The following is a 22,467-nucleotide window of genomic DNA, read 5'->3' on the forward strand; positions in this document are numbered from 1 at the left end:
TTACGGGCGAAGCCCCTGCAATACGATCCGCATTCAGTGCTTCGCGGTGAACACCGTTCCTGCAGGGTGCTCCGTATCAGTCTTCGCTGAAGCGCATCTCGCTGGTCGCTTCATCATCCGCATCCACCTGCATGCGGGTTTCATGCACCGGCCCGGCCACCTGCGCGCCACGTGCGGCTGGCAGTTCACCCACGGCGGTTTCGTACTCGGTGACCAGTTGCTGACGACGCGCCTCGGGTACTTCCTGCCAATGGCAGCCGACCAGCGCGCCTTCAAGCGAGTACAGCAGGTTGAGGCTGGGCTTGAAGCCGGCGCGTTTTACTTTCATGAAAGCGCCGACGGCGCCAGCCGCAATCAGATCCTGCTCGCTGCGCAGCCCTACCTGGCGCAGCCATGCCGCGCTCTTGGGGCCGATGTTGCGCAACTTGGTGGTGCTCACTGCAGCGCCTCGACGAACGCCTGGGCAATGGCTTCCAGCCCTGCCTGATCTTCTGCATCAAAGCGCGCAACCACCGGGCTGTCGATATCGAACACGCCGATCAATTCGCCGTTATGTACCAGCGGCACGACCAACTCGGAGCGTGAAGCCGAATCACAGGCGATATGACCTGGGAAGGCGTCCACGTCGTCGATCCGCTGCGTCTGGCGGCTGCTTGCTGCCGCACCACACACCCCCTTGTTCAGCGGAATGCGCACGCAGGCCGGCAGACCCTGAAACGGGCCGACGACCAATTCCTTGCCGTCGTAGAGGTAAAAGCCCACCCAGTTGAGCTGCGGTAGTGCGTGGTAAACCAGCGCGGACAGGTTGGCGGCATTGGCAATGTGATTGGCCTCGCCATGCACCAGGGCGCGGGCTTGTGCCAGCAGCTGGGCGTACTGTTCCGGCTTGCTGCCGGTGAGCGTATTGGCATTGAACATCGTAAGAGTCTACCTGCTGCCGGGTTGGCGAATCTGCCAGATACGGCGACCTTGCGCCATCCCGTTGCCGGCTGACATGCGAGCACGCGGTTTACCTGATGGCTGCTGGTTTGGCCGAGGTGCGCTGACCGACGCGGTGTTTTCCGCGCGTCAGATTCAGATAGGAGATACGCAGTCAGCTTCGTAGGCGGCAGTTGGCATCCGCCTGCGCTGGGTGTTCTTGCGCAGGAGCAGCATCGCGCTCCAGAGCCGCTCCCCGAACTAGGGACAAAAAAAGACCCGGCAGCGGGAGGGTGCTGCCGGGTCCGGGTTGCGCGGGGGAGGGACCGCGCAAATTTGGTATGTAGATCAACGCGTCTTCGGGGTTGCCTGCGCCTTGGCGGCCACAAACGGCTGGCGTACCAGTTCGCCGAGTGCTTCGCCGGTTTTCAGGCTCAGGCCGATGGCTTCCTGGCTGGCGGTGGACAGACGTTCAAAGTTGTCGCGCGCCACCTGCAACCCCTTCGGCAACAGCGCCTGCAGATCCAGCTGCGCGCCGGCCTGGGTCAGCTCGCCAAAGAAGCCGGCCGTGGCGTTGGTGTTCCGCTCCAGGGTACGAAGCTGCACGCCGAACACGCTTTCAGCGGTCTCCAACGTCAGCCGGTTGGCGCGATTGGCTGCGGCAGCGAACTGTTGGGTGTAGCGGCTGAAATCGTTGGGCTGGGCGGACATCTGTGAATTCCGGAACACCGTTGTTGCGATGCAGCATAGCGCGATTGTGGCGCAGTGCAACCCCCAGCGGGCCGATTCAAAACCGCGTTCAATTTCTCGGATTCCGTGCCCGCCGATGGCCGGTTCCCCAGGCAAGTGGTCGCTCCACCCGGGTCAGGCGTGCCGCTGCATTCCTGGCATTGCAGGCGCGACGATGGAAGCAGCAAGGCTTGCGACGGTTACGGGCCGCGGTAGCTGCAGCCGGACGTGCAGGTCTCATGCACCACCACTTCGCTCAGCAGCGGCAGGGTGGGCTTGAGCCGCTCCCAGATCCACATCGACAGGCGCTCGCTGGTCGGGTTCTCCAAGCCGGGGATGTCGTTGAGGTAGTTGTGGTCGAGCTGGTCGTACAACGGCTGGAAGGCGGCCTTTAGGTCGCTGAAATCCATGATCCAACCGGTGTCTTCGCCCGGCTCGCCGCTGACCTTCAGCTCGATCCGGAACGAATGACCGTGCAGCCGCGCGCACTTGTGGCCCGGTGGGACGTTGGGCAGCCGGTGGGCGGCCTCTAGGGTGAAAACCTTGAAAATATCCATGGGCGCAATTGTAGGGCGCGCGTGGCGTGATGCGGCTGGCTTGGATGGGGCAGCGAAGGATACGTTTCATTTATTTATTCATCTTGATGGAAAGATGTAACAACTTGTTATGTCCGCATGAAGGGATGTTATTGGCCGGACATTTGCCGCGCATGAGCTACTGCAGCAGTCGCTCCCGCTCTCCCCCAAGAACTTCATGCTCAATCGCTCACTGCTTGCTCTGGCCATCGCGGCCACCGTTGCTACTCCCTCTATCGCATCCGCCGAAACCGCCGCCAATGACAGCAAGACGCTGGAAGCGGTGCGTGTGACCGGCTCCAACATCAAGCGCACCGACACCGAAACCGCCAACCCGGTGCAGGTGATCGAACGCCAACAGCTGGAGCAATCCGGCAAGGCGACCGTTGCGGATCTGCTGCGGTCCATCTCGGCCAACACCGGCAATGCCGCCAACGAAACCAGCAACAGCGGCTGGGCCTCGGGTTCGGCCGGCATCGGCCTGCGCGGTTTGTCGCAGAAGAACACGCTGGTGCTGCTCAACGGCCGCCGCCTGGCCAATTACGGTTTTCCGTCCGGCGGCTTGTCGGACACGTTCGTCAACCTCAACGCCTTGCCGCTGGTCGCGGTGGAGCGCATCGAGGTGCTGAAGGACGGCGCCTCGGCGGTGTATGGCTCCGATGCGGTGGCCGGCGTGGTCAACATCATCACCCGCCAGGGTTTCGAGGGCGCTGAAGTGGGCGTCAGTGGTGGCACCGCCGATGCAGGCGGACTTGATCAACAGAACCTCAAGTTCGTTGGTGGTATCGGTGACCTGGCCCGTGATGGCTACAACGTCCTGGTCTCGCTGGAAGGCTACAACCGGGATCGCCTGGACCAGGACGAGCGCGAGCTCACCCGCTCGGGCATCTACACCGACAAGGCGGGTGGCCGCTGGAATGGTTGGTCGGCCAAGGGTGCGCGCTATCTGATTGGTGGCAAATCGGTACCGATGCTCGACGCCGGCGGCAACTGCCCGACAGGCACGGTGCTCACCGCCAGCGGGCCGATCGATGGTTTGGCCGGTGACACGTGCGCCTTCAACCAGGCGCCGTACACCACGCTGATTCCTTCAACCAAACGTTGGCAGGCCTACGTCAACGGCACGCTACGTCTGAGCGATTCCGTGGATGCGTTTGCCGAAGTGATCTACAGCGATATCAAGGGCGTGTCGTGGTTCGGCTCCAGCCCATTCTTCACCCTGGAAAGCGGCCGCTTTGCACTCAATGCCGACACCGGTCTGGCAGAGCCAGTCAGTTCCAATCTGCCGGCGAGCAATCCGTACAACCCATACGGCGTGGCAGTGCCCATTGAATACACGTTCTTCAACCTGGGTGGCACGCTCAAGACCAATCGTTCCACCGCTTATCGTGGTGTGCTGGGTCTGCGTGGGCAGGGCGAAAAATGGGATTGGGAAATAGGCGCGTTCCAGGCTGCCAGCAAGGAGCGTGAAACCGTTGCCGGTGGTTTCGCGAACCGCTGGGCGCTTTATGACGCGCTGGCCTCGGGCAGCTACAACCTGCTCAATCCGTCAGCCACGGATCCTGCAGTGCTGTCGGCCATCGGGCTGAGCACGCTACGCCCTGCGGACTCGGTGCTCAAGGGTGTCGATGCCAAGATATCCGGCACGCTGGGTGAAACCTGGGCTGGCTCGATTGGCTTTGCCGCCGGTGTCGAATGGCGCCAGGAAAAACTCGACTCTGACAACCCGTGGCAGATCGACGCTGGCTTGCAGGTACGCCCGGCCATCGCCGAAGTGCACGGCCAACGGCAGGTCACCGCCGCCTATGCGGAAGTGAGCGTGCCGCTGCACAGCACGCTGGAGCTGCAGGCCGCTGCACGCGCTGACCATTACAGCGATTTCGGCGACGCGTTCTCGCCCAAGCTGGGCCTGCGCTGGCAGCCGCAGGATTGGCTGCTGGTACGTGCTTCTGCCTCGCGTGGTTTTCGTGCGCCGTCGCTGTCGGAGAACTCGGCGTCCACCAGCATTGCTTACGGCTCGGTAGTGGACCCGCACGATCCGGACGTGCCCGGCTCGCGGCAGAACCCGACCTTCTTCACCGTCGGTAACAATCACCTGGATCCGGAGCGCACCCGCAGTTACAACGCTGGTGTCGTGCTGTCGCCATGGGAAAACACCAGCCTGAGCGTGGATTACTACCGCATCAAGCTGGACAACCTGATTGGCAGCGGCAACACCACCACGCTGGTTGACGAGAACAACCCGGCCAACGTCGTGCGTGATTCGCGCGGCAAACTGCTGGCGGTCTACAACCGTTACCAGAACCTGAGCGAACTGCAGACATCGGGCGTCGATGTGGAACTGCGTCAGCGCTGGTCCACCGCACGTGCGGGTGATTTTGGTCTGTCCACCGCATTGACCTACGTCATCGACTACAAGCGCCCGCAGGTGACCGACGGCCCGTTGGTGGACTACGCCGGCTCCAACCTCGGCCCGTCGCTGCCCGACACCAAGGCCACCACCACACTGGACTGGGCGCTGGGTGACTGGCGCACCGCATTGACCTGGTACTACACCAGCAGCTACGACCAACAGGGCAGCGCTGCGGCCATGGCCGTGCAGTCGGAGGTGGCCAGCTACAGCCAGTTCGATCTGTACCTGGGCTACACCGGTATCGACAAACTCACCCTGTACGCCAAGGTGCAGAACATCGGCGACCGCCAGCCCCCGTATGACGCGACCTTCCCGGGTGTGCGTGCGCCCTACGACTTCAGCCAGTACGACCTGCGCGGGCGTTACTACACGGTTGGTTTCGACTATCGCTTCTGATTGAAGCCGCGCGGTCATCGAGCCCCTCTCCCGCAGGTGGGAGAGGGGTTGGGGTGAGGGCAGGTCGAGATCGATGGTACGGACACGCGGCCCATCATCCGAAGCCCAGCCAGAAGCGCAAAGCGCCCTCATTCGCCTCGTCGGGGCACCTTCTCCCACGGGCGGGAGAAGGGAACATCTTCATTCCATTCCTAAGTTTTTCGGTCTGGAATCCCGGCGTCGGACATTTTCCATGTGGCCCGAAATCGGGCCATGTACTCGGGGATCACCACATCCATGTCACTTCGATTTCTTTCTCTTTCCGTTCTCGCGCTGTTGCTCGCAGCAGCCACCGTCGCGTCACCGGCCCACGCCCAGAACAGCTACTACTTCCCCACCGCGCAACAATTCGATGCGACGGTGCCATCGCCGCAACAATTCCTCGGCTATGACATTGGCAGCAACTACACACGCCACGATCAATTGGTGGCGTACTTCAACGAGCTTGCGCGTGTGTCGGACCGGGTCAAGGTCGAGATCATCGGCCAAAGCTACGAGCACCGACCGCTGCTGTTGGTGACCGTCACCTCACCCCGCAACCACGCGCGCAGTGCGCAGATCGCTGCGCAACGTCAGGCGCTGGTTGATCCCGCGCAGCCGACGCCTGGCGATGACGCACCTGCGGTGGTCTGGCTCGGCTACAGCGTGCATGGCAATGAAACCTCCAGCGGCGAAGCGGCGATGCTGACGGCCTACTACCTGGCCGCCAACCAGGACGCGGAAACCACACGTTGGCTGGACCAGTCGGTCGTCGTCATCGACCCGGCGCAGAATCCGGATGGTCGTGACCGTGCCGCCAACTGGCACAACGGTTGGGGCTCGCGCCCAGCATCGGCCGACCCTGCCGACAAGGAGCATGTCGAGCCGTTTCCCAGTGGCCGCGTCAATCACTACTTCACCGATCTCAATCGCGATTGGCTTGCCTTGGCGCAGGCCGACAGCTGGCCGAAGGTGGCGCAGTTCCATCGCTGGTATCCCAACATCCAGATTGATTTCCACGAGATGGGCAAGGACAGCACCTACTACTTCGAGCCCTCGCCGAAAAGCATGGAAAGCCCGTTGCTGCCGAAGTCTTCCTATGAAGCCAACCAATGGTTGGCGCGCTTCCACGCGCAGGCATTGGATGCATTGGGCTCGCTGTATTACACCGGTGAGAATTTCGACAACTTCTCGCCGATTTACGGCTCCACCTATCCGGATTTTCACGGTGCGGTCGGCGTGACCGTGGAGCAGGCCAGCTCGCGCGGTCTGGTGCAGGAGTCAGTCAATGGCCCGCTGCATTTCAACTTCACCATCCGCAATCAGGTGGCGACCGGTCTGGCCAGTGTTCGCGGCGCGGTGGAAGACCGGCCGCGTCTGTTTGCATTGCAGAAGGAGTTCTTCCGCAGTGCTTTGAAACAGGCGGCGGCCTATCCAGTACACGATTGGGTGTTCGGCGATGCCGCTGATGCCACGCTCACACGAAAGCTGCTGGCCGTACTGCTGCAGCATCGCATCGAGGTGCATGCGCTGGCGCGCGATGTCGAGGTTGATGGCAAGCGTTTCCAGGCGGGCTCGGCCTACGTGGTGCCGGCGCGTCAGCCACAGTTTCGTCTTGCGCACTCCATCTTTGAGTTCACTCCGCCGGTGAAGGGCGACGTGTTCTATAGCGGCACGTCCTATGCCATCGCACCGGCTTACGGGCTGCATTACGCCGGCAGCCGGGGCGCCTTGCCGAGTGGCGCGCAGGTGGACGCCGTCCCAACAGCACAGGGCGGTATCAGTGGCGGACGCGCTGGTTTTGCCTATGTCGCCGACGCGCGTGATTTCGGCAGCTATCGTCTGCTCGGTGGTCTGCTGCGTGACGGCATAAGCGTGCGCACCGCCCATCAACCGTTCACTGCGGCGACGGCTGCCGGTGAGGTGAGCTTTGGCCATGGCGCGGTGGTAATTCCGGTGGCCGGGCAGACACTGGACGCGGACGCATTGCAGGCCAAGGTGTTGGCGCGCGCGCAGGAGGCCGGTATCACTGTGCACGCCTTGGCCAGTGGCCGCGCTGCCAGCGGTATCGATCTGGGTAGCGACAACGTGCGAGTGGTACGCGTGCCGACCATCGCATTGGTGATGGGCGAGGGCGTGTCAGCAACCGAGATCGGCTCGGCGTGGTTCGCGCTGGACACCTCGTTGGGTCTGCCGTCGACCAAGCTGGATCCGACACAGTTGGCCACCGTGGATCTGTCCCGCTACACCTCCATCGTGTTGTCCGGTGGCACGTATGGCACGGTGAGCGACGCTGGCGTGGCTGCGCTCAAACGCTGGATTGCGGCCGGTGGTTCGCTGGTGGTGTATGGCGGCGGCGCGCGCTGGGCAATCGACAAGGGCCTGGCCGAGGCCAAGCTTCGCGAAGGTGACAAGAAGGACGACAGCGAGCGCCTTGATTTCGGCACCGTGCGTGACGTGTTCGCACTCGGTCGAGTCAGCGGCAACATCCTCAGCGCCGACATTGACCCGACCCATCCCCTGGGCTTCGGTGTGCAGCAGCGTCGCTTGTGGGTGAACAAAGAGGGCGGGCTGGTGTTCGAGCCGGTCAAGAACGCCTTCCTCAACGTCGTCACCATCGACCGCGAGCCGGTGGTGAATGGCTATCTCTCCGATGCAAACCGTGCACGCGTGGCCGGCTCCAGTTATCTGCAGGTAGTACCGACCGGTAGCGGCAATGTAGTGCTGTTCGCTGACGACCCGGCGCACCGCAAGTACTGGCACGGCACCGAGCGTTTACTGCTCAACGCATTGCTGCAGTCCAAGTATCTCAGCACGCCGCCGCAACGCGGGGAGTGACGGAGGCCCGCACGATCAAAGCCCCTGGCAATCAGCACCGCGAGCGAACAAGGGCCCGAGCGATCAAGGCCCATCTCACGCATGCGGAGCGAGGGGGAAAGCGTGGTGATCACTGGTTCGCTGCCCCACGAACGGCCTTGTGTTGGCACATGGGCCGAAGCGCGAAGCGGGGGGGTGGATCGAAGCGGCGAAGGTGAGAGCTGCAGGATCTTCTCGAAGCCAAAGCAAAGGCCGCCCTCATCCGCCCCTACGGGGCACCTTCTCCCGCCGGCGGGAGAAGGGACAGAAGCCAAAGCGCAAAGCCAAAGCGCAAAGCGCAAAGCCAAAGCTCAAAGCCAAAGCCAAAGCCAAAGCCAAAGCCAAAGCCAAAGCTCAAAGCCAAAGCTCAAAGCTCAAAGCTCAAAGCTCAAAGCTCAAAGCTCAAAGCTCAAAGCTCAAAGCCAAAGCCAAAGCTCAAAGCCAAAGCCAAAGCCAAAGCTCAAAGCTCAAAGCTCAAAGCTCAAAGTCAAAAGCAGAAAGGCCGACGCAATGCGTCGGCCTTTGTTTTTCACTCATCCCAACAAAACCTGGGATTACGCGCTGGTACGGCTCTGGCTACGACCACCACCGCTGCGACGCTGACCACCACCCGGGTGGCTGTCGCGGCGCTGCTGACCGTTGTTGTTGCCGGCACTACGCTGACCACCCGGCTTCTGCGGCTGGCCGCCACGGCCACCACGCGGTGCATCGCTGTTCGGACGACGTGCGGGATGACCGCCGTTGCCGCGACGCGGTGCCTTCTGGCCGCCCGGCAGCTCAGCCTTGCCCGGTGCGCTGTTGCCCCAACGGATCGGGGTCTGCGGCTCGAAGCCCGGCACGTCACGGATGTCCATGTCGCGGTCGAGCAGGCGCACGATCTGACGCAGCAGCTTGGCTTCGTCCTGCGCCACCAGCGAGACAGCCTCACCGGTGGAGCCGTTACGGCCGGTACGGCCGATACGGTGCACGTAATCTTCCGGCACCATCGGCAGGTCGTAGTTGATGACCTTCGGCAGCTCATTGATATCAATGCCGCGCGCGGCGATATCGGTGGCCACCAGCACGGTCACACGGCCGGCCTTGAAGTCTGCCAATGCACGCAAACGCTGGCCCTGGCTCTTGTTGCCATGGATCGCGGCGGTCTTGATGCCGGACTTCTCCAGGAACATGGCCAGCTTGTCGCAGCCATGCTTGGTACGGCCGAACACCAGCGTCTGCACGCGGGAATCTTCCGCTAGCAGGTGCAGCAGCAGTTCGCGCTTGCGGGCGCCATCGACCGGGTGCACGCGGTGCGTGATGGTCTCGGCTACCGTGTTCTTCGGCGTGACCTGGATCTGCTTCGGGTCGCGCATGAATTCCAGCGCCAGCTGCTTGATGCTTTCCTCGAACGTGGCCGAGAACAGCAGCGTCTGACGGTTCTGGCGCGGCAGCTTGGCCAGGATGCGGTTGATCGACGGCAGGAAGCCCATGTCGAGCATACGGTCGGCTTCGTCCAGCACCAGGATCTCGATGCCTGACAGGTCGACGCTGCGACGCTCCAGGTGGTCGATCAGGCGGCCCGGGCAGGCGACCAGCAGGTCAACACCACGGCGCAGTATGTCCAGCTGGTTGCCCATGCCGACGCCGCCGTAGATGCAGGCGCTGGGGATGCGCAGGTACTTGCTGTAACCGCGCAGGCTGTCATGCACCTGGGTGGCCAGCTCGCGGGTGGGGGCCAGAATCAGCGCACGCGGCTTGCGCGGGCCGTTGCCCACGCTCTGCGGCGTGGTGCCCAGGTGCTGCAGCAGCGGCAGGCCGAAAGCGGCGGTTTTGCCGGTACCGGTCTGAGCGCCGGCCAGCAGGTCGTGACCTTCCAGCGCAAGCGGGATGGCCTGCTCCTGGATCGGGGTCGGGTTTTCGTAGCCCTGCTCGGCGAGCGCGCGCAGCAGGAAGGGCGCAAGGCCCAGGTTTTCAAACGACATGGAGTACTCCGAAACATGAATAACGCGCGCCCGTAGGGGCTTGCGTTGCTGGTCATTGAAGACCAGCTGATCTCGGAGCGTTCCCGTAAACCGCGCTGCAAGATCTGGATGCAACCAGAGCGGTGCGCTGGTTGGTATGCGTAACGATTGGCGTCGGAGTGGGGGCGGGCGGGCGGACAGGCCTGAAAAGCCGGTGTCCTGCACCGCCGGCGGTCCCTGAGGGAAACGGACGGCCGCTGGCAGACCGCGCTAGTCTAGGGGATTGTCCGGATCGGTACAAAAACGCCCGTTCAGCATTCCTTCGGGGAGCTGGTGGCGGCCGGCATATTCATTACAATTGAAACTTGTTTCTTCTGCAGACTGGACGTTCCCATGAAGCTTGGTTCCCTGAAGGAAGGCGGCCGCGACGGCACCCTTATCGTGGTTTCGCGTGACCTGACCCGCGCCGTGCGTGCCAGCGGCATTGCCGCCACCCTGCAGCTGGCGCTGGAGGACTGGTCCAACCTGGCCCCGCGCCTGAACGCTTTGTCCGAGCAGCTCAACGACGGTGACGCCGAGGGCAGCTTCGTGCTGGAAATGGAGGAGCTGGCCGCGCCGCTGCCTCGCGCCTACGAGTTCGTGGACGGCAGTGCCTACCTGCCGCACGTGGCCCGTGTGCGCAAGGCGCGCGGTGCCGAAGTGCCCGAGTCGTTCTACACCGATCCGCTGATGTACCAGGCCACCAGCGCCGGCTTCTACGGCCCGCGCGACGCGGTGAAGGTGGTTAGCGAGGACTACGGCATCGACCTGGAAGCCGAGATCGTGGTCATCACCGACGACGTGCCGATGGCGCCGACCCCGGAACAGGCCGCCAGCCATATCCAGTTGGTGGGCCTGGTCAACGACGTCAGCCTGCGCAATCTGATCCCGGGTGAGCTGGCCAAGGGCTTCGGCTTCCTGCAGTCCAAGCCGCGCTCGGCATTGAGCCCGGTATTCGTGACCCCTGACGAGCTGGGCGCTGCCTGGCAGGGCAGCAAGGTGCATCTGCCGCTGGTCACCCACATCAACGAAAAGTGGTTCGGTGCCCCTGAAGCCGGCGTGGACATGCAGTTCGATTTCGCCCAGCTGGTGGCACACGCGGCCAAGACCCGCCCGTTGTCGGCTGGCGCCATCGTTGGCTCGGGCACCATCGCCAACGAAGACACCTCCTTGGGTGCATCGTGCTTCGCCGAGCAGCGCACGGTAGAAACCCTGCGTGACGGCAAGCCGTCCACGCCGTTCATGAGCTTCGGCGACGTGGTGCGCATCGAGATGTTCGACCGTGACGGAAACAGCATCTTCGGCGCCATCGAACAGCGTATCGAGCAGGCATCGCGCCCCTGAGTTCGCGCGCTGCAGAAGCAGCGCCGAACTTCGCGACGTTGGGATGCGGGGAGCGTCCCAATGCCGCATTGCCGTGTTCTGAAGGTGCCGGTAAGCGGGTACAACTTCACGGTTTTCTGGCTGCAACGTCGGGGCGATTCCATCGTCCGACTGGCGGCGTAGTTGTCTGACCGATGGTGAAGGAATCCTCACCGCCACCAGTTACTGTGTCGTCCAGGCGACAGGAGAAATCCCCCATGGAAGATGGCCTGAAACTCTATAGCTATTGGCGTTCAAGTGCTGCCTATCGCGTGCGCATCGGTCTGAACCTCAAAGGTCTGGCCTACAGCATCGTGCCGGTGCATCTGGTACGCGACGGTGGCCAACAACATGCGCCGGACTATGCCGCGCTCAACCCGCAAGAGTTGGTGCCCACATTGCGGCACGGCGAGCGCGTGCTGACCCAGTCGTTGGCCATTCTCGAATACCTGGAAGACGTGCATCCGCAGTCGCCGTTATTGCCGGTTGACGCCGGTGGCCGTGCGCGCGTGCGCGCGTTGGCCCAGCTGGTGGCCTGTGATATCCACCCGCTCAACAACCTGCGTGTGCTGCAGTTCTTCGATCAGGAATGGAACGTGCCACAGCCCGAGCGGGATGAGTGGGTCCTGCACTGGATGCGCACCGGCTTTGCGGCCATGGAAGCAATGCTGGTCAGCTCCTTCGACACCGGGCGTTTCTGCCATGGTGCCGAGCCTGGCCTTGCCGATTGCTGCTTGGTACCGCAGCTGTACAACGCGCGGCGCTTTCACCTGGACCTGGGCCCGTATCCGACCTTGTGCCGGATCGAGGAGGCCTGCCTGGCCCTGCCGGCCTTCGACGCCGCGCGTCCGGAAAATCAGCCAGACGCGATTTAAAGCCCTTCGCCCTTCTAAACCCTTCTCCCGTATTACGGGAGAAGGGTGGGGATGAGAGTGCATTTCGTGGATGACGCGGGAAAAACAGTACGCTGAAACCGTGCTTGATTCAGCGGGTCTGCAGTCTCGCAAACCCGTCGCCTTTACTCAGAACCCGTGACTGATCGCCGCAGGTGCCGTAGCGGAGAAATCACCATACGGATCATGCTCACCGCTGGAGCCCTCCGACAGGCGGAACTTCAATGCAAGGCCGTCACGTGAGTCGGCTGCGCGCAGCGCTTCCTCCTGTTCGATGAGGCCTTCCTTGACCATGCGGAACAGGCATTGGTCGAAAGTCTGCATGCCTTCTTCCAGTGACTCCTCCATGGCTTGCTTGATCGAATGGATCTCGCCACGGCGCAGCAGGTCGCGAATCATCGGCGTGTTGATCAACACCTCGCTGGCCGGCCGGCGACGGCCGTCCACGCCCTTGACCAAGCGTTGCGAAACCACCGCACGCAGGTTCAACGACAGGTTCATCAGCACATTCTTGTGCGCGCTTTCCGGGAAGAAGTTGAGGATGCGTTCGATGGTCTGGTCGGCATTGTTGGAGTGCAGCGTAGCCAAGCACAGATGACCGGTTTCGGCGAAGGCGATGGCTGCCTCCATGGTCTCGGCATCCAGGATCTCGCCGATCAGAATCACGTCCGGTGCCTCGCGCATCGCGTTCTTCAGTGCGTTGTGGAAGGCGTGCGTATCCAGGCCAACCTCACGTTGGTTGACGATGGACATCTTGTGCTTGTGCAGGAACTCGATCGGATCCTCGATGGTGAGGATGTGCCCGGTCGAGGTGCTGTTGCGGTGGTCGATCATCGACGCCAGCGAGGTGGATTTGCCCGAGCCGGTCGAGCCCACCACCAGCACCAGACCGCGCGGGGTCATGATGACGTCCTTCAGCACCTGCGGCAGGTGCAGCTCTTCGATGCTCGGGATATGGCTCTTGATCGCACGGATCACCATGCCCACTTCGCCGCGCTGCTTGAACACGTTGACGCGAAAACGCCCCGCATCGGTCAGAGCGATGGCCATGTTGAGCTCCAGGTCGCGCTCGAACTGCGGCACCTGGCCCTCGTCCATCAACGAGTAAGCGATTTTCTTGACCATTCCCGGTGGCAAGCCGGTGCTCCCCAGCGGATACAGCTTGCCCTCGATCTTGATGTAGACCGGCGCTCCGGTAGTCAAAAACATGTCCGAAGCGTTCTTTTCGGTCATCAGCTTCAGGAAGTAGCCGATATCCATACGCAATATTTCCCCAACAGACGGCGACTTGTCATTGCAAGCACGCCATAGCCTTGACCACAATGGCCGCGCTCAGTCACTCAGGCAACGGCCTCCCCAATGAAAGCAAGCTTCGCACAATTACGACGTCTCCTGTATGTGACGGCGTGCGCAACAGCGCTGTCTGGTAGCGTTTTTGCGCAGGATCCAGCCGCCGCTGATCTGCTCATCGCACAGCAGGCGGTGGAGCGCGCCGATCGCGCCGACGCCGACCAGTACGCCCCGGACATGATGGCGATGGCGCGCCAACAGCTGGAACAGGCGCAGCGTGCTGCTGGCGACCGCAGTCAGCGCAAGCAGGCACCGGTGCTGGCCCAGCGTGCCGCGGCTGACGCCGATCTGGCGCGTGCGCAAAGCGAGGAGTCCGTCGCGCAGGCCCAGCTGGCCCAACGCCGGGCCGAGGTTGAACAGTTGCAACGCCAGTTGGCGACAGGGGAGGGCCGCTGATGTTCGTCAGGAATCTTGTGATTGCCGGCCTGCTCGCGCTGCCGTTGGTGGCTGTTGCCGCGGAAGACCCGGCAGTGGCGTCGTTGAGCCAGCGTCTGGTCGCGCTGCAGGCCGACATGCAGACCGCCGATGCGGCATCGTTCGAGAAGTTGCAGGCACAGCAGGCGATTGCCGCGCTGGCCAAGGCCAAGCGCAAGGAGCTGGACAATGCGCGTTACCTGGCCGAGCGTCGCGTCGCCATCGCCGAAACCGCCGCGCGTACTGCAGTGGCTGCCCGCGAGGTCGACCAGTTGGAGCGCACCCGCAGTGAGCTCCTGATTGAAGCCAGCCGTCGCGAAGTGACCAAGGCACGCCAGGAAGCCGAGCGCCTGCGCATGCAGACGCAGATCCAGGCCGAAGAGGCCGAGCGCCTGCGTCTGGCCGCCGAAGCCGAAACCTTGGCTCGTCAGGACGCGGAAACCGCGCTGACCAGCGTGGCTGGCCGCCAGCAGCAGCGCTTGAGTGCCGCCCAGCAGAACGCCGCCAAGCTGTCCCGCGAGGAAGCCGAGCTGGTCTCCGGCCATCGACTGCCAGCGTCGAAGTTCGACGGCCGCGGCGAGGTGTTCACCCTGACTGGCGATGCGTTCGCTGCCGGCCAGGCCAGCCTGTCCGCAGGTGCAGCCAATCAGGTCAAGGCGCTTGCCGAGTACCTGAACATCGGCAAGAAGGGGCGGGTGACCATCGAGGCGTACGACAGTGCCAACGGCGTTGGCCAGCGTCGCGCACAGGCGCTGAAGGACGCACTGATCGCCGCAGGTGTGGGCGCCAGCCGGGTTCAGGTCACGGGCAAGAAAGCGGCCTCCACACGTGCACGTTCTGCCGAAGTCATCATTGCGCCTTGATCTTCATAAATGGCTGACGTTGTTATGTTTTTGTTTGTTTTGAGCGACTGAATGCGGCCTTAAGCTGGCTTCAGAAAATTGCTCGTCTGCAGCACTTGCTGGAACCTTTTTGCAGGCGTAGGGTCAATTGTCCGGGTGGCAGTTTCGCCATCCGGACAGAGGAGGGCCGAGCCGGTGCAACAGTGGCGCGAACCAGTTTCCGAAAGCTCCCGACAGGTTCGTCGGGAGAAGGCCGGTGGTTTCGTCGTTCGCGGTTCCGGCGCTCCATCCTGCAACGCCCCGTGCCATCCGGCCGGGGCGTTCTTGTTTCTGCATGAAGGAGGTTCAGTCATGTTCGAAGGGCAGCCGCAGAGTGAGATCGATGCCTTGATGAAGGCCAACCCCGAGTTCAGGCTGCTGTACCAGCAGCACCGGAAGTTGAACAAGAAATGCATGGACGCCCAGCTTGGGGTGCTCCCCATTGATGATGTCACTCTGGGTCAGATGAAACGGGAGAAGCTGCTGGCAAAGCAACGGCTCCTGCGAATGTACGAAAGCACCATCAATTAAGACCTTCCCCACGCGTTGAAGTTACCGTCGCGGACGGTGACGGCCCCCTCGTCGGCCGTCATTGTCCGCGCCATTGCGGGCCATGACGCCGGCACTGATGCAGATCGGTACTGATGCAATAAGGAGTGTTTGCCTGACTTTCGGCAGCATCCGTCGGATAATCGGAAATCCAGCCGCTTTGCGGCGTGATCCGAAGCTGACCATGGCAATCTACTCCTCCGTCCTCGAACTCATTGGCAACACGCCCATCGTCAAGGCCCAGCGCCTGGATGTCGGTGTGTGCGAGCTGTACCTGAAGCTCGAAAGTGCCAACCCGGGCGGGTCGATCAAGGATCGCATTGGTCTTTCGATGATCGAAGCCGCCGAGAAGCGCGGCGATCTCAAGCCCGGCGCGACACTGGTTGAAGGCACCGCCGGCAATACCGGTCTTGGCCTCGCGCTGGTGGCACAGCAGAAGGGTTACAAGCTGATTCTGGTGGTGCCGGACAAGATGAGCCGGGAGAAGATCTTCAATCTCAAGGCGATGGGCGCCGAAGTGGTGTTGACCCGTTCGGACGTCGCCAAAGGCCACCCGGAGTACTACCAGGATCTGGCCCAGGCCGTGGCCGAGCGCACCCCGGGCGCCTACTTCATCAACCAGTTCGGCAATCCGGACAACCCGGCCGCGCATGAGTTCGGAACCGGACCGGAGATCATCGAGCAGATGGGCGGTGACCTGGATGCCATCGTGTTCGGCTGTGGCAGCTCGGGCACCATGACGGGCCTGTCGCGTGCCTTTGCCAAGCTCTCGCCGAAGACCGAGCTGGTGCTGGCCGACCCGGTGGGCTCGATCCTGACCCAGTACATCAACGAAGGCACGCTGAGCGAGAAATCCGGCAGCTGGCTGGTGGAAGGCATCGGTGAGGACTTCCTGCCGGGCATCTCCGATTTCAGCCGGGTCAAGAAGGCTTACGCCATCTCTGATGCCGAGAGCTTCCATACGGCGCGTGAGCTGCTGGGCAAGGAGGGCATCCTCGGCGGTTCGTCCACCGGCACCCTGCTGGCGGCGGCGTTGAAGTACTGCCATGAACAGACCACGCCGAAGAAGGTGCTGGTGCTGGTGCCCGATACCGGCAACAAGTACTTGTCCAAGATGTACAACGACTACTGGATGCTGGACAACGGCTTCCTGGAGCGCCCGCAATACGGTGACCTGCGCGACCTGATTCTGCGTCCTTACGGGCAGCGCGACACGGTCGTGATCGGCCCGAACGACCTGCTGACCACCGCCTATCAGCGGATGAAGCTGTACGACGTGTCGCAGTTGCCGGTGATGGAAGGCAGCCAGCTGGTCGGCATCATCGACGAGAGCGACGTACTGCTGCATGTGTACGGCGACGAAGCCCGCTTCCGCGACCCGGTGTCGGTGGCCATGGTCAGCAAGCTGGACCGGCTGGACGTCAAATCGCCGATCGAAGCGCTGTTGCCGGTATTTGACCGTGGTCAGGTGGCGATCATCACCGACGGTGAGGCGTTCCTTGGCCTGATTACCCGCATCGACCTGCTGAACTACCTGCGTCGCAGGGTTCAGTGATTTCCACGCGGTGCCCTACGGGGCACCTCAAGGGCAAGTTCAGCCCAGACTGATAGAATTCCGCCCCTTCTAAGCTGGAAGCCTTATATGACGGATCAGCACTCCCGCAGCCAGGATGGCGAGCGCAGCTTGTCGCTTGCTACCTTGGCTATCCATGGTGGGCAATCGCCCGACCCCAGTACGGGTGCGGTGATGCCGCCGATCTACGCCACCTCGACCTATGCACAGTCCAGCCCGGGCGAGCATCAGGGTTTTGAGTATTCGCGTACCCACAATCCGACCCGCTTCGCCTACGAGCGTTGCGTGGCCTCGCTGGAGGGTGGTTTGCGTGGTTTCGCTTTTGCTTCCGGCATGGCCGCCAGTTCCACTGTCATCGAGCTGCTGGACGCTGGCAGTCACGTGGTGGCGATGGATGACATCTATGGCGGCAGCTTCCGCCTGTTCGAGCGTGTGCGTCGCCGCACCGCCGCACTGGATTTCAGTTTCGTCGACCTGACTGATCTGGCTGCGTTTGAAGCCGCGATCACGCCGAAGACCAAGATGGTGTGGATCGAAACCCCCACCAACCCGATGTTGAAGATCGTGGACATCGCTGCGGTGGCTGCGGTCGCCAAGCGCCACGGCCTGATCGTGGTGGTGGACAACACCTTCGCCTCGCCGATGCTGCAGCGCCCGCTGGAACTGGGCGCAGACCTCGTGCTGCATTCGGCCACCAAGTACCTCAACGGTCACTCGGACATGGTCGGCGGCATGGTGGTGGTCGGCGATAACGCCGAACTGGCAGAGCAGATGGCTTTTCTGCAGAACTCCATTGGCGGCGTGCAGGGCCCGTTCGACAGCTTCTTGGCCCTGCGTGGCCTGAAGACCCTGCCGCTGCGCATGAAGGCGCATTGCGCCAATGCGATGGAACTGGCGCAGTGGCTGGAAACGCACCCGGCGGTGGAAAAGGTGATTTACCCGGGCCTCGCCTCGCACCCGCAGCATGAACTGGCGGGCAAGCAGATGGCCGGCTACGGCGGCATCGTCTCGATCGTGCTCAAGGGCGGCTTCGAGGCAGCCAAGCGTTTCTGCGAGCGCACCGAGTTGTTCACCCTGGCTGAGTCGCTCGGTGGCGTGGAAAGCCTGGTAAACCACCCGGCGGTGATGACCCATGCCTCGATTCCGGTGGCGCGTCGCGACCAGTTGGGCATCAGTGATGCGCTGGTGCGGCTGAGTGTGGGGGTGGAGGATGTGGGGGATTTGAGGTTGGATTTGGAAAGGGCATTAGCGGAATGAGTCGTTCGTTGATCGGGGACTACATCGATAGCTTCCGTAACTCGGGATTTTGGACGTATTCCACATGGTTGGAGCTGGTGACCAAGTACCGGCGCTCGCGATTAGGGTTGTTTTGGGCGTTATGTCCGGCGCTGATTTATATGTTTGGCATCGGCGGATTCTTTGGCTATCTACAGGGGCATCCGGCTGCAGGATTCATTCCGCACCTGGGTATCGGTTACGTGCTGTTCCGGTTGATCACTGTCGGCCTGAGTGAGTGCACAACCGCATTCCAGGGGCATGCCAGCTTCATCTTGGATGGGCGGGTACGGTTGACCGATTACATTCTTCGAGTAGTGGCCAAGGCGCTGTTTTATTTCGTTATGGCCTTGCCAGCAGTTGCGATTGCTTTGGCAATAAGTCCCAATTTTCATCCGGGCGGTCTGCTGATTTCGCTGTCTTGTTTCATTTTGGTCATGCTCAATATTGGCTGGATGGGCGCGGTAGTGGCTGTGTTGGGCGCACGACTGCAGGACGTGCATGAGCTTATTGGCAGTATCTTGATGTTCAGCTTCCTGTTCACTCCTATTATTTGGTACGCCGATCAGGCCCCCATCGATACTGTGCGTGGCATGATTGCGCGCGCCAACCCGCTTTATCACATGATTGAAAGTGTTCGTGCCCCGATGTTGGGTGAACCACTAGAATCGCTCACCTTTGTATACCTTGCCGTGATGACAGTCGGCGGTTGGTTGGTGGCTTCCTTTATCTATCGGCGCTATGCCCGTTACGTTCCGGTGTGGGTATGACTAAAGACATTTACTTGCGGGCAAAAGACATCGGTCTGGACCTGCCCACTTATACCCAGGAACAACGGACCATCAAAGCCAGCATGGGGGTGCTGCTGCAGGCGGCGTTCCAACCACCCAAGCGGATGATGCGTACCACGCTTGAGGGTATTAACTTCGATCTGGGGCCTGGAGACCGGTTGGCGATCATGGGGCGCAACGGCGCCGGAAAGTCAACATTGCTCAAAGTGCTTGTCGGGGCTTATCCGCCAACCCGAGGCAGGCTAGAGGTTTCCGGTGCACGGCAGGCGCTGCTGAATTTGGCGCTGGGTTTCAACCCCGAAGCGACGCTGGTCGAAAATATTCTGTTGCGTGGGATTGCCATGGGCCTGAAGGCCAAGGAGGCTAATGCCATTGTCGACGAAGTCTTGGCGTTCGCAGAGCTCAAAACAAAAGCGGGTGATCGTCTAAGGACGCTGTCTTCGGGCCAGCGCATGCGCCTTGGCTTTGCGTTGGCAACTGCGGTACAGCATGAAATTCTAATCATGGATGAGTGGATTGGTACCGGCGATGCGGGCTTTGTGCAGAAAGCACAGGAGCGGATCCAATCCCGGGTGGAGAGTGCCCAGATCGTGGTGTTGGCCAGTCACAACTTCAAATTGATGGAGAACGTCTGCAATAAGGCGATCTTACTGGAGGACGGAGCTGTTCTGGCGGCGGGCGGCGTGTCAGAGGTCCTTGCCCACTTCAACGCGCTGTTGGCAAGCCCGCCGCAAAGCCGTCCCTCGCAGGAGCGGTAATGTATCTGCTGCTGGTCGCATATGATTTTCCTCCTATTCCTTCTCCGCAAGCATTGCGTTGGATCTATTTGGTGCGGGCATTATCTGATGCAGGGCATCGGGTCGAAGTGATCGCCCCGAATGTGCCGGGATATGGACCGGGGGGGCTGCCTGAGATACCGGCGTCGGTAGTAGTGCACCGGGTGTTTCCTGGACGGATGACTCAGTTCCTGCTGGGGCGCGGAGGAGCCCGTAAGCCGGCTGTCGGTTCCACTTGCGATGCGCCGCCACTCGTGCATGTGGAAGGACGCAACTGGAAGGGGCGATTGACGAAATCTATTAGACCGTTATTCGATAGCCGAAGTGGGCTCAACTGGAAAGGGCGACTTGCTGAGAAGCTGAAAGCTGTAGTTTCCAATCTCGTATTCCCGGACTACCGCATTGAGTGGGTGAAGTACGCGCTGAGTAGGCTTGACGTTTTACTGGAAACCGGACGACCGGATGTGGTGGTGGTTTCACACGAGCCCGCCTGCACCTTGCCGGTTGGATTGGCGGCTGCGCGACGAGGGTTACCTTTGGTAGTGGATATGGGTGACCCTGTGCTTGCGCCATACACTCCTGACCGGTGGCGAAAAAAGGCATTTGAACTGGAAGGGAGCGTCTGCCGGGCTGCGATGTTGATCAGTGTTACAACTGAGGCTGCTGCGCAAGTGCTGCAGCAACGACACCAACTGTCGGAAGAAAAATTAATTGTGATCCGTCAGGGTTTCAATCCCGACTTTCGTTTGGATGAAGCTGCTTCCGAGACGCCTTTTGATCCTGCCTTTGTCGAACTGTTGTATACCGGTAGTTTTTATAGCTTCCGTCGGGCTGAAGTTCTGCTGGACGCGGTTCTGGCGGTGCCGGGTGTTCGCCTTTCAATAGCGAGTATTCGGATGCCTGATTACCTTGTGAATTATGCCGAGAAGTCAGGTGGCCGGATTAGGTTGCTTGGTTTTCTGTCACATACGGCCGCACTTGTGGCTCAGCGCAGTTGCGACATTTTGGTAAACCTGGCTAATGAGGACCCGGTTCAGGTACCAGGAAAAGTGTTCGAGTATATGGGGGCTGGCAAGCCGATCATGCACCTGCGCGGGAAGCAGCAGGATGCAACCGGTGCTTTGATGACTGCCTTGCACGCCGGATGGGATGTGTCTTCAGAAACCGAGGTGATCAGTGCGCTTCTTGCCGATGTCTGTGATCTGAAGCGGCGTGGTGAGCTCTCGACTTTTGCGCCAGACCGTGATCAGGTGAAAGAATTCTCCTGGCCCCATCTCGCAGAGACTTGGTTTTCTCGCGTGGAGTCGAACCTGCAGGCATCGCTGCATCAGCAGTGACTTCTTCACGCAATGCTGCTTTTGGCGAATGACTCAGAACGGGCATGCGCCGTTTGAATAAGAGAAGGAACTATATGAACGACAAAAATGGCGCGGTAGACGGTGTGATCGGTAGCCGGAACGAGCGAGTAATATCGGTCATCGGTCTCGGCTACATCGGGCTGCCTACGGCTGTTACGTTTGCTGCCCATGGTCGCAGCGTGGTCGGTGTGGATATTTCCGAGCGTGCTGTGAATTCCGTCAACCAAGGCAAAGCTCATATTGAAGAACAGGGCTTGTCGGAATTGGTCTCGGAGGTTGTAGCCAGTGGCAGGCTGCGCGCCGTGACCAGCCCGGTTACAGCGGATGAATTCATCATTGCCGTGCCTACTCCGGTGGATCATGAAACCCATTTGCCCGACATCGGTTACGTGATTGCTGCTGGTCGATCTATTGCCTCTGTTTTGCGGAAGGGTAACCTTGTCGTTCTCGAATCGACTTCTCCGGTAGGAACCACTAGGAAGCTGGCGGAATTGCTGGCTGAGTTGCGCCCAGATCTTCGGTTTCCGCTTGATGGTGAAACCGATCCTGACGTGTATCTGGCGTACTGTCCTGAACGGATCATTCCGGGTCAGATGTTGCGTGAATTGATTGAAAATGATCGGATCATTGGCGGTATGTCCGAAGAGTGTACCAAGCACGCGATTGCGCTCTACGATACTTTCGTCAAGGGCCAATGTGTAGCAAGCGATGACCGTACGGCTGAGCTCTGCAAGCTTGCAGAAAACTCCTATCGCGACGTCAACATTGCTTTCGCCAATGAGCTATCGATGATCTGCGGCGATCTTGGTATTGATGTCTGGAAGCTGGTTGAGCTGGCAAACCGTCACCCTCGCGTGAATATTTTGAAGCCGGGTCCGGGTGTGGGCGGACATTGCATCGCGGTGGATCCCTGGTTCATCGTATCTAGCGACCCGGAGCGCGCAAAGATCATCAAGACAGCGCGGCAGGTGAATGACAGCAAGCCGGGGTACGTGCTTGATCTGGTCGCTGCAGCGGTGAATAAGGTGAATAAGTTGAATGGACGACCTCCGCAGATCGTATGCCTCGGCCTCGCCTATAAACCGGACGTAGATGATTTCCGCGAGAGCCCGGCGCTTGCTATCGCCCAGTCGCTGACAGCGACGTATCCGGGCAATGTCCAGTGTATGGATCCTTTCTCGCACGCACTCGAAACTTCCGGAGAAGACGTGGACGGGCTGCGTGTCATCGAGTCGGAAAGCGCACTGGCAAATGCGGATATCGTGGTGGCGCTGGTCGCGCACGCTGGCTTCCGGCAGATTCCCTATCCTGAAGGCAGGTCTGTTATTGATGCCTGCGGTCTCTGGAGCTAAGGAGCGATA

19 protein-coding genes are annotated in these 22,467 nt (G+C 61.2%); 13 read left to right on the top strand and 6 right to left on the bottom strand.

The genetic code is table 11. From position 1 onward, the window contains the following. Positions 1–76: 76 nt before the first annotated feature. From PAN08_RS02850 to queD, 4 genes are all read right to left on the bottom strand, one after another. The gene (locus PAN08_RS02850; RefSeq protein WP_269790041.1) at positions 77–439 is read right to left on the bottom strand and encodes a TfoX/Sxy family protein; all 363 of its coding nucleotides are present in this window, start codon (positions 437–439) and stop codon (positions 77–79) included. After that, positions 436–918, bottom strand: a complete 483-nt coding sequence (locus tag PAN08_RS02855) for a GAF domain-containing protein (protein ID WP_269790042.1) — start codon at positions 916–918, stop codon at positions 436–438. The genes PAN08_RS02850 and PAN08_RS02855 overlap by 4 nt, the downstream gene beginning before the upstream one ends. A 348-nt stretch (positions 919–1,266) precedes the next feature. Next, the gene (locus PAN08_RS02860; RefSeq protein WP_269790043.1) at positions 1,267–1,629 is read right to left on the bottom strand and encodes a phasin family protein; all 363 of its coding nucleotides are present in this window, start codon (positions 1,627–1,629) and stop codon (positions 1,267–1,269) included. Positions 1,630–1,847: 218 nt separating this feature from the next. Then, entirely contained in the window at positions 1,848–2,204 is a 357-nt protein-coding gene (gene queD, locus PAN08_RS02865) for a 6-carboxytetrahydropterin synthase QueD (protein ID WP_269790044.1), read from the bottom strand. A gap of 196 nt (positions 2,205–2,400) precedes the next feature. On the opposite strand from queD, the gene PAN08_RS02870 reads away from it, so the two are divergent. Together PAN08_RS02870 and PAN08_RS02875 are read left to right on the top strand one after the other, a co-directional pair. Beyond that, positions 2,401–5,031, top strand: a complete 2,631-nt coding sequence (locus tag PAN08_RS02870; protein WP_269790045.1) for a TonB-dependent receptor — start codon at positions 2,401–2,403, stop codon at positions 5,029–5,031. A 276-nt stretch (positions 5,032–5,307) separates the two neighbouring features. Next, positions 5,308–7,887, top strand: coding sequence for a M14 family zinc carboxypeptidase (locus tag PAN08_RS02875; protein WP_269790046.1), 2,580 nt, complete (start codon positions 5,308–5,310; stop codon positions 7,885–7,887). A 572-nt stretch (positions 7,888–8,459) separates the two neighbouring features. Here PAN08_RS02875 and PAN08_RS02880 read toward each other — a convergent pair. Next, entirely contained in the window at positions 8,460–9,866 is a 1,407-nt protein-coding gene (locus PAN08_RS02880) for a DEAD/DEAH box helicase (protein ID WP_269790047.1), read from the bottom strand. A 372-nt stretch (positions 9,867–10,238) separates the two neighbouring features. Between PAN08_RS02880 and PAN08_RS02885 the strand changes: the two genes are divergently transcribed. Both PAN08_RS02885 and maiA read left to right on the top strand, forming a co-directional pair. Beyond that, complete coding sequence (locus tag PAN08_RS02885; RefSeq protein WP_269790048.1) at positions 10,239–11,228, top strand: fumarylacetoacetate hydrolase family protein; 990 nt, start codon at positions 10,239–10,241, stop codon at positions 11,226–11,228. 236 nt (positions 11,229–11,464) lie between these two features. Further along, positions 11,465–12,121, top strand: coding sequence for a maleylacetoacetate isomerase (gene maiA / locus PAN08_RS02890; protein WP_269790049.1), 657 nt, complete (start codon positions 11,465–11,467; stop codon positions 12,119–12,121). A gap of 147 nt (positions 12,122–12,268) precedes the next feature. On the opposite strand, the gene PAN08_RS02895 is transcribed toward maiA, so the two are convergent. Then, positions 12,269–13,399: a PilT/PilU family type 4a pilus ATPase gene (locus tag PAN08_RS02895; RefSeq protein ID WP_269790050.1), complete on the bottom strand. Its 1,131-nt coding sequence runs from the start codon at positions 13,397–13,399 to the stop codon at positions 12,269–12,271. A gap of 99 nt (positions 13,400–13,498) precedes the next feature. Between PAN08_RS02895 and PAN08_RS02900 the strand changes: the two genes are divergently transcribed. The 9 genes from PAN08_RS02900 (at position 13,499) to wecC (ending at position 22,458) form a co-directional block, all read left to right on the top strand. Continuing rightward, the gene (locus PAN08_RS02900) at positions 13,499–13,885 is read left to right on the top strand and encodes a DUF4398 domain-containing protein (RefSeq protein ID WP_269790051.1); all 387 of its coding nucleotides are present in this window, start codon (positions 13,499–13,501) and stop codon (positions 13,883–13,885) included. After that, positions 13,885–14,766 (top strand): hypothetical protein, encoded by an 882-nt coding sequence (locus PAN08_RS02905; RefSeq protein ID WP_269790052.1) that lies wholly within the window; start codon positions 13,885–13,887, stop codon positions 14,764–14,766. The genes PAN08_RS02900 and PAN08_RS02905 overlap by 1 nt, the downstream gene beginning before the upstream one ends. Before the next feature lie 330 nt (positions 14,767–15,096). Continuing rightward, positions 15,097–15,315: a YdcH family protein gene (locus PAN08_RS02910; RefSeq protein WP_057631703.1), complete on the top strand. Its 219-nt coding sequence runs from the start codon at positions 15,097–15,099 to the stop codon at positions 15,313–15,315. A gap of 202 nt (positions 15,316–15,517) precedes the next feature. Then, positions 15,518–16,888, top strand: a complete 1,371-nt coding sequence (locus PAN08_RS02915) for a pyridoxal-phosphate dependent enzyme (RefSeq protein ID WP_269790053.1) — start codon at positions 15,518–15,520, stop codon at positions 16,886–16,888. 87 nt (positions 16,889–16,975) lie between these two features. Further along, positions 16,976–18,163, top strand: coding sequence for a cystathionine gamma-synthase (locus PAN08_RS02920; RefSeq protein WP_269790054.1), 1,188 nt, complete (start codon positions 16,976–16,978; stop codon positions 18,161–18,163). Beyond that, a complete protein-coding gene (locus PAN08_RS02925; protein ID WP_269790055.1) occupies positions 18,160–18,951 on the top strand; it encodes an ABC transporter permease in 792 nt (263 codons plus the stop codon). The genes PAN08_RS02920 and PAN08_RS02925 overlap by 4 nt, the downstream gene beginning before the upstream one ends. Continuing rightward, a complete protein-coding gene (locus PAN08_RS02930; protein WP_269790056.1) occupies positions 18,948–19,730 on the top strand; it encodes an ATP-binding cassette domain-containing protein in 783 nt (260 codons plus the stop codon). The genes PAN08_RS02925 and PAN08_RS02930 overlap by 4 nt, the downstream gene beginning before the upstream one ends. Then, the gene (locus tag PAN08_RS02935) at positions 19,730–21,085 is read left to right on the top strand and encodes a glycosyltransferase (RefSeq protein ID WP_269790057.1); all 1,356 of its coding nucleotides are present in this window, start codon (positions 19,730–19,732) and stop codon (positions 21,083–21,085) included. The genes PAN08_RS02930 and PAN08_RS02935 overlap by 1 nt, the downstream gene beginning before the upstream one ends. 74 nt (positions 21,086–21,159) lie before the next feature. After that, a complete protein-coding gene (gene wecC, locus PAN08_RS02940) occupies positions 21,160–22,458 on the top strand; it encodes a UDP-N-acetyl-D-mannosamine dehydrogenase (RefSeq protein WP_269790058.1) in 1,299 nt (432 codons plus the stop codon). Positions 22,459–22,467: the final 9 nt, after the last annotated feature.

The organism is Stenotrophomonas sp. Iso1 (genome assembly GCF_027497995.1).
Lineage (GTDB): Bacteria > Pseudomonadota > Gammaproteobacteria > Xanthomonadales > Xanthomonadaceae > Stenotrophomonas.

Coding starts and splice junctions, on each gene's coding strand:
- PAN08_RS02855 (WP_269790042.1), bottom strand. CDS start 918: ATGTTCAATGCCAATACGCTCACCGGCAGCAAGCCGGAACAGTACGCC.
- PAN08_RS02860 (WP_269790043.1), bottom strand. CDS start 1,629: ATGTCCGCCCAGCCCAACGATTTCAGCCGCTACACCCAACAGTTCGCT.
- queD (WP_269790044.1), bottom strand. CDS start 2,204: ATGGATATTTTCAAGGTTTTCACCCTAGAGGCCGCCCACCGGCTGCCC.
- PAN08_RS02870 (WP_269790045.1), top strand. CDS start 2,401: ATGCTCAATCGCTCACTGCTTGCTCTGGCCATCGCGGCCACCGTTGCT.
- PAN08_RS02875 (WP_269790046.1), top strand. CDS start 5,308: ATGTCACTTCGATTTCTTTCTCTTTCCGTTCTCGCGCTGTTGCTCGCA.
- PAN08_RS02880 (WP_269790047.1), bottom strand. CDS start 9,866: ATGTCGTTTGAAAACCTGGGCCTTGCGCCCTTCCTGCTGCGCGCGCTC.
- PAN08_RS02885 (WP_269790048.1), top strand. CDS start 10,239: ATGAAGCTTGGTTCCCTGAAGGAAGGCGGCCGCGACGGCACCCTTATC.
- maiA (WP_269790049.1), top strand. CDS start 11,465: ATGGAAGATGGCCTGAAACTCTATAGCTATTGGCGTTCAAGTGCTGCC.
- PAN08_RS02895 (WP_269790050.1), bottom strand. CDS start 13,399: ATGGATATCGGCTACTTCCTGAAGCTGATGACCGAAAAGAACGCTTCG.
- PAN08_RS02900 (WP_269790051.1), top strand. CDS start 13,499: ATGAAAGCAAGCTTCGCACAATTACGACGTCTCCTGTATGTGACGGCG.
- PAN08_RS02905 (WP_269790052.1), top strand. CDS start 13,885: ATGTTCGTCAGGAATCTTGTGATTGCCGGCCTGCTCGCGCTGCCGTTG.
- PAN08_RS02910 (WP_057631703.1), top strand. CDS start 15,097: ATGTTCGAAGGGCAGCCGCAGAGTGAGATCGATGCCTTGATGAAGGCC.
- PAN08_RS02915 (WP_269790053.1), top strand. CDS start 15,518: ATGGCAATCTACTCCTCCGTCCTCGAACTCATTGGCAACACGCCCATC.
- PAN08_RS02920 (WP_269790054.1), top strand. CDS start 16,976: ATGACGGATCAGCACTCCCGCAGCCAGGATGGCGAGCGCAGCTTGTCG.
- PAN08_RS02925 (WP_269790055.1), top strand. CDS start 18,160: ATGAGTCGTTCGTTGATCGGGGACTACATCGATAGCTTCCGTAACTCG.
- PAN08_RS02930 (WP_269790056.1), top strand. CDS start 18,948: ATGACTAAAGACATTTACTTGCGGGCAAAAGACATCGGTCTGGACCTG.
- PAN08_RS02935 (WP_269790057.1), top strand. CDS start 19,730: ATGTATCTGCTGCTGGTCGCATATGATTTTCCTCCTATTCCTTCTCCG.
- wecC (WP_269790058.1), top strand. CDS start 21,160: ATGAACGACAAAAATGGCGCGGTAGACGGTGTGATCGGTAGCCGGAAC.